At 64.7% G+C, this 5885-nt stretch carries 5 protein-coding genes; 4 read left to right on the top strand and 1 reads right to left on the bottom strand.

Annotation, left to right across the window (positions count from 1 at the left end; genetic code table 11):
• Positions 1 to 188 precede the first annotated feature (188 nt).
• Genes glpA through glpC form a run of 4 tightly spaced genes read left to right on the top strand, consistent with a single transcriptional unit; the run spans position 189 to position 4528 of the window.
• Positions 189 to 1868, top strand: coding sequence for an anaerobic glycerol-3-phosphate dehydrogenase subunit A (gene glpA, locus BN1120_RS16480; protein ID WP_042017060.1), 1680 nt, complete (start codon positions 189 to 191; stop codon positions 1866 to 1868).
• Complete coding sequence (gene glpB, locus BN1120_RS16475) at positions 1858 to 3135, top strand: glycerol-3-phosphate dehydrogenase subunit GlpB (protein WP_042017058.1); 1278 nt, start codon at positions 1858 to 1860, stop codon at positions 3133 to 3135. The genes glpA and glpB overlap by 11 nt, the downstream gene beginning before the upstream one ends.
• 1 nt (position 3136) lies before the next feature.
• On the top strand, positions 3137 to 3274 hold the full coding sequence (locus tag BN1120_RS21395; protein WP_154676068.1) for a hypothetical protein: 138 nt from the start codon (positions 3137 to 3139) through the stop codon (positions 3272 to 3274).
• 51 nt (positions 3275 to 3325) lie between these two features.
• Positions 3326 to 4528, top strand: coding sequence for an anaerobic glycerol-3-phosphate dehydrogenase subunit GlpC (gene glpC / locus BN1120_RS16470; protein ID WP_042017056.1), 1203 nt, complete (start codon positions 3326 to 3328; stop codon positions 4526 to 4528).
• Between the two features lie 315 nt (positions 4529 to 4843).
• Here glpC and BN1120_RS16465 read toward each other — a convergent pair.
• A partial coding sequence (locus tag BN1120_RS16465) for a type I secretion C-terminal target domain-containing protein (RefSeq protein WP_042017055.1) occupies positions 4844 to 5885 on the bottom strand: 1042 nt, incomplete at its 5' end.

Below are 5885 nucleotides of genomic sequence, written 5' to 3'. Positions count from 1 at the left end.
GGGCTGGCCTTCTTTTCCCCGCCATGCTTCCCCCTGCCCCGCCCCGACGGTGACGTGAGGTTCATCACATTTCGCTCATCCCTTCACACTCAATGAGCGTTTACGAACATTAATTTGGCCCATATCAAACATTTTACGTCGTGAAGGCGCCACACTGGCACCATCTGGAAGAGATGAGACGGGCACGAATGAAAAGAATCACCACACAAGTCGTCATCATAGGGGGGGGCGCCACCGGCGCCGGCATCATGCGCGATTGCGCACTGCGCGGCATCGACTGCATCCTGCTTGAGCGGGACGACATCGCCGCCGGCACCACGGGCCGCAACCACGGCCTGCTCCACTCCGGCGCCCGCTACGCGGTGACGGATCAGGAGTCCGCCCGCGAGTGCATTCAGGAGAACCGCATCCTCAAGCGGATCGCCAGCCACTGCGTCGAGGACACCGGCGGCCTCTTCATTACCCTGCCGGAAGATGACATCCATTTTCAAAATACCTTCATGGACGCCTGCGCCCTAGCCGGCATCGACGCCCGCCAGCTGGATCCCGCCGATGCGCTGCGCCTCGAACCCAACGTCAACCCGGCGCTGATCGGCGCCATCCAGGTGCCGGACGGCACGGTCGATCCGTTCCGCCTGGCCGCTGCCAACGTGCTGGACGCGAAAGAACACGGCGCCCGCATCTTCACCCACAGCAAGGTGTTGGGGCTGCTCCGCTCCCAAGACAGAGTGCACGGGGTCAAGGCGATCAACACCCGCACCGGCGAAGCGTTCGAGGTGGAGTGCCAGGAGGTGATCAACGCCGCCGGCATCTGGGGCCAGCAGATCTGCGAGTATGCCGACCTCAGCATCCGCATGTTCCCGGCCAAGGGCTCATTGCTCATCATGGATTACCGCCTCAACCAGCTGGTGCTCAACCGCTGCCGCAAACCGGCGGACGCGGACATTCTGGTGCCAGGCGATACCATCTCCCTCATCGGCACCACGTCGAGTCGCATCGATTACCACAAGATTGACCAGCTCACCGTCGAGCCCGAAGAGGTGGAGGTGCTGCTGCGCGAGGGGATAAAACTGGCCCCCATCATGGCCCGCACCCGATTGCTGCGGGCCTACGCTGGCGTTCGCCCGCTGGTGGCGGTGGATGGCGACGAGTCGGGCCGCAACATCAGCCGCGGCATCGTGCTGCTGGATCACAGCGATCGTGACGGCCTCCAGGGGTTCAACACCATCACCGGCGGCAAGCTGATGACCTACCGGCTGATGGCCGAATGGGCCACCGATCTGCTGGCCAAAAAGCTTGGCAACAGCAAGCCCTGTCGCACCGCCGAGCTGAGCCTGCCCGGCTCGCGGGATCCGGAGAAGGTCTCCGCCCCCGGCCTCTCGGTACCCGCCGAAGGCTCGGCCCAGTACCGCCACGGCGAGCGGGTCATCGCCTTTTTCCGCGACAACCCCAAGGCCAACGCCCTCATCTGCGAGTGCGAGATGGTGACCGCGGGCGAGATTGAATACGCCCTGCGGGAGCTCGACGTGGACAACCTGGTGGACTTGCGCCGCCGCACCCGCCTCGGCATGGGCCCCTGTCAGGGGGAGCTGTGCGCCTACCGCGCCGCCGGCCTGATGCAAGAGTACGGCAAGGCGGACGGTCGTCAGGCCTGCGTCATGCTGCGCCAGTTCCTGGAGGAGCGCTACAAGGGTACCCGCCCCGTGCTGTGGGGCGATGCCCTGCGGGAAGCGGAATTTACCTACTGGATCTACGAGGGACTGTTCGGCCTTGGCGAGTGGACGGCCCCCCACCTGGTGAGCGAGCCCCCCTTCCCGCTCGATGCCAGCACCGCAAATTCCACCAAGGAGCGCAGCCATGAAATTTGACAGCATCGTGATCGGCGGCGGCATGGCGGGCCTCTCGGCGGCCCTGCGTCTGGCCGAGGCCGGCCAGAAGACCCTGCTGATGGCTTCCGGCCAAAGCGCCCTGCACTTCTCCTCCGGCTCGGTGGATCTGCTGGAGAGCGAGGGGGATCCCCGCGCCGCCCTGCCCGCCTTCATGGCGGCCCATCCGGATCACCCTTACAGCAAGGTGGGGATGCAGAATATCGAGGGGAGTCTGGCCGACCTGCAACGCCACTGCGCAGAAGAGGGGCTGCCCCTGATGCGCCAGGAGCACAACCACCATCGCCTGACCCCCATCGGCACCCTGAAATCCACCTGGCTCTCCCCCGACACTTGTGCCTGCGCGACTGATGCCCCCGCTCCCGACGCCATCCTGCTCGCCACCCTGGAAGGGTTTCGCGATTTTCACCCGGCGCTCGCGGCGGCGAATCTCGCGACCCACGCCCGCTTTGCCCACAGCCGCATCCTGACCGGGGAAATTCGCCTGCCCCAGCTCGCCCAGTTCAGCCGCAATCCCCACGAGTTTCGCTCCGCCGACATCGCCCGCCTGTTCGACAAGCAGGGGCCTGGCCAGCAGGACCTGCTGGCGGATCTGGCCCGCGAGATCAGCCGCATGGTGCAGGGATGCGGCGTGCCCGGCTGTCGCCATATCGTGCTGCCCGCCTGCCTGTCGCTGGGGCTGGTCGGCCCGCGTCTGAACGAGCTGGAACGGCGCACCGGCTGCACCATCAAGGAGGTGGCCACCATGCCGCCGTCCCTCATCGGCATGCGGATGCAGGAGGCCCTCAAGCGCCGCTTCATGGCCCTTGGCGGCACCTTCCTCACCAGCGAGCGGGTGCTGGGCGCTCGCTATGACGGCGACAAGGTGATCGGGGTGCACAGCCAGCACGGGGAGGATCAGCTGTTCGAGGCGGACCACTTCGTGCTCGCCTCCGGCAGCTTCTTCAGCCGCGGGCTGGAGTCGCGCCTCGGGGGCATTCGTGAACCCATCTTCGATGCCGACGTACTGAGCCTTGCCGAGCGCGACGCCTGGGCCGGCCGCCGCCTGTTCGACCACCACCCCTTCATGGGCTTCGGGGTCAAGACCGACGAGCGGCTGCGGGTGCTGCGCGGCGGCAGGCCCCTCACCAACCTTTACGGCGCCGGCAGCGTGCTGGCGCACTATGACCCCATTAAAGAAGGTTCCGGCTCCGGCGTGGCCGTTGCCACCGGCTGGCAAGCCGCTGGCCATATTCTGGCGGAGGGCTGAGATGAATCACATATTCCCACTCAAACGACACGGCGTGCTGGCCCACTACGATGCCCAATCCAAGGAGGGCTCAGGCTCAGGTGCCGCGGTTGCCACCGGCTGGCAGGCTGCCGGTCACATTTTGGGTTCAGCCCAATGATGATTTTGTCCCATATCCCGTGCCTTCACACCCAACGGGAGGAGAACTGACATGCTACTGGATCATGCCAACCAGACTTTCGATCAGTGCATCAAATGCACCGTCTGTACCGCCTACTGCCCGGTGGCCAAGGCCAACCCGGCCTACCCCGGCCCCAAGCAGGCGGGCCCGGATGGGGAGCGGCTGCGCATCAAGAGCCCGGAGCTCTTTGACAGCGCCCTCAAATACTGCACCAACTGCAAGCGCTGCGAAGTGGCCTGCCCGAGCGGGGTGCGCATCGGCGACATCATCGCCAAGGCCAAGCACCAGTACAGCGGCTTCAAACCGGGGATCCGCGAGTTCGTGCTCTCCCACACGGATCTGATGGGCAGCATGTCCACCCTGATGGCCCCGGTGGTCAACTTCACCACCGGCCTCAAGCCGATGAAACAGGTGCTGGACAAAGCGCTGGGGGTCTCCTCCCACCGGGACTTGCCCAAATATTCACAAGGCACCTTCCGCGGCTGGTACAAGAAGCAGAAAGCGACTCAGGCCCGCTTTGCGCGCCAGATCGCCTACTTCCACGGCTGTTATGTGAACTACAACCACCCTCAGCTCGGCAAGGAGCTGGTGCAGGTGCTCAACGCCATGAACATCGGCGTCCAGTTGCTTGCGCGGGAGAAGTGCTGCGGCGTGCCGCTGATTGCCAACGGCTTCATGGACAAGGCCAAGCAGCAGGCGGCCTTCAACATCCAGCAGCTGGAGAACACCCTGCTCGGCAACGAGATGCCGCTCTTGGCCACCTCCTCCACCTGCGGCTTCACCCTGCGGGACGAATATCCCCACCTGCTGGAGCAGGACAACCACAAGGTGCGGGATCGCATCTCCCTGGTGACCCGCTTCCTGTGGAACGAGTTCGATCGGGGCAACAAACCGGCCATGAAGCCCCTCAATCTGCACATCGCCTACCACACCCCCTGTCACCTGGAGAAGATGGGGGGGGTCATCTATACCCTCGAACTGCTGCGGGCCATCCCCGGCGTCAAGGTAACGGTGCTGGACTCCCAGTGCTGCGGCATCGCCGGCACCTACGGTTTCAAGTCGGAGAACTACGACACCAGCCAGGCCATCGGTCAGGGGCTGTTCGATCAGATAAACCGGCTCAAGCCCGATCTGGTCATCACCGACTGCGAAACCTGCAAGTGGCAGATCGAGATGAGCACGGCGTTTCGCTGCGAACACCCGGTGCACCTGCTGGCACGGGCGCTGGCCTGACCGCCATCTCCCCGGTCCGCCCATCATCACGGGCACCGGCTTGGAAGAGACACGCCCCGGTCAATGTCAGCGCCCCCTCTGGTCGGTATTGACCGGGATCGGCGCGGCAAGGCCCTGACGCCGCCCGGGCAGCCCGATGGGAGGCCCGGGCGGCGAACCTTTTGGTTGTTTGAACCACCCACACAGTGAAAAGCAGCAACAACACCCACCCCGTTAAAATCCATCTCCCATTACCACCACCAGGAAATATCAAGCCAGCATATTCAGCCAAAAAAAGAGCCGGCATTCGCCGGCTCTTTGCATCTTCTCACCCCATCAGGGGTGCTGGATGATCAGGCTGTGCTGATCCAGCATGGATTGCAGGATGTCGTGAGAGGAGGAGCCGCTCAGGTTCCAGCCACTCAGATCCACGTCCTTCAGGGTGATCTGCTGGGTGACATTGCCATCCCCCGCCGGGGAGACCGACAGGCTCACGTCACTCAAGCCGTTGCCGGTGCTGGTCACCGATGCCTGGAGATGACCCAGCAGGCCATCCACGCTGTTGTCGGTCACCCCCTTGAGCAGGTCCGCCAGATCGATCCTGTCCCCCTCCTGGGGACGGAAGTCGGTGATGGTGTCTATCGCCGGAGAGGCCGTCGTCCCCTCGTCACCACTGCCCCACACGAAGAGATCGCTGCCGGCGCCACCGGTCAGGATGTCGTTGCCCTGACCGCCCCGCAGCACATCATCCCCCATGCCGCCCAGGAGGCGATCATTACCGGAGGAGCCGAACAGCCAGTCCCCCTGATCCGAGCCCAGCAGATCGTGGCCGCTCTGGCTGTGGATGGTGATGGTCTCCGTGGCCGAGCTCAGGGTGCCGCTACCCAGGCTGGATTCGGCACTCAGGGTGAGGGCATGATCCCCCGCCGGCAGATCCTTGAGGTAGATGGGCACGGACTGGTCCATCGGCAGCAACCAGTCGTTGCCATCCGCGTGGCCGACGCTCTGGCCGTGTTCGTCCACCACCTGGGCGCTGCCGAGGTTCTGGATCCGCACAGACAGCTCGCCCGGTGCAGGATTGACCACGCTGGCGCTGAGGTTGAGCGGCACCCAGGCCCCTTGCAGCGCAAGGATATCGTGGGTGCCGACCCCCAGTTGGGGATCGTCCGGCTCGGCCGTCACCTGGATGGCAATCTGGGCGCTGTCGGTCAGGACGCCACCGGCGCCAGTATTGCCCTGATCCGAGGTGGTGATGCTCAGGTTGTCCTGGCCCCAGAAGTCCTTGGCTGGCTCGTAGTGCAGGTTGCCTGCCAGCAGGCCGTTGAGATCATCGAGCGACCCGACCAGGGTCACCACGCTGGTCCCCGCCCCCTGCACC

It is taken from the genome of Aeromonas caviae, from assembly GCF_000819785.1.
Taxonomy (GTDB): Bacteria; Pseudomonadota; Gammaproteobacteria; order Enterobacterales; family Aeromonadaceae; genus Aeromonas; species Aeromonas caviae.
This window is presented reverse-complemented; position numbering and strand designations above follow the sequence as displayed.

What these genes read in the sequence shown, in the direction of transcription:
- glpA (WP_042017060.1), top strand. Translation starts at nt 189, where the DNA reads ATGAAAAGAATCACCACACAAGTCGTCATCATAGGGGGGGGCGCCACC.
- glpB (WP_042017058.1), top strand. Translation starts at nt 1,858, where the DNA reads ATGAAATTTGACAGCATCGTGATCGGCGGCGGCATGGCGGGCCTCTCG.
- BN1120_RS21395 (WP_154676068.1), top strand. Translation starts at nt 3,137, where the DNA reads ATGAATCACATATTCCCACTCAAACGACACGGCGTGCTGGCCCACTAC.
- glpC (WP_042017056.1), top strand. Translation starts at nt 3,326, where the DNA reads ATGCTACTGGATCATGCCAACCAGACTTTCGATCAGTGCATCAAATGC.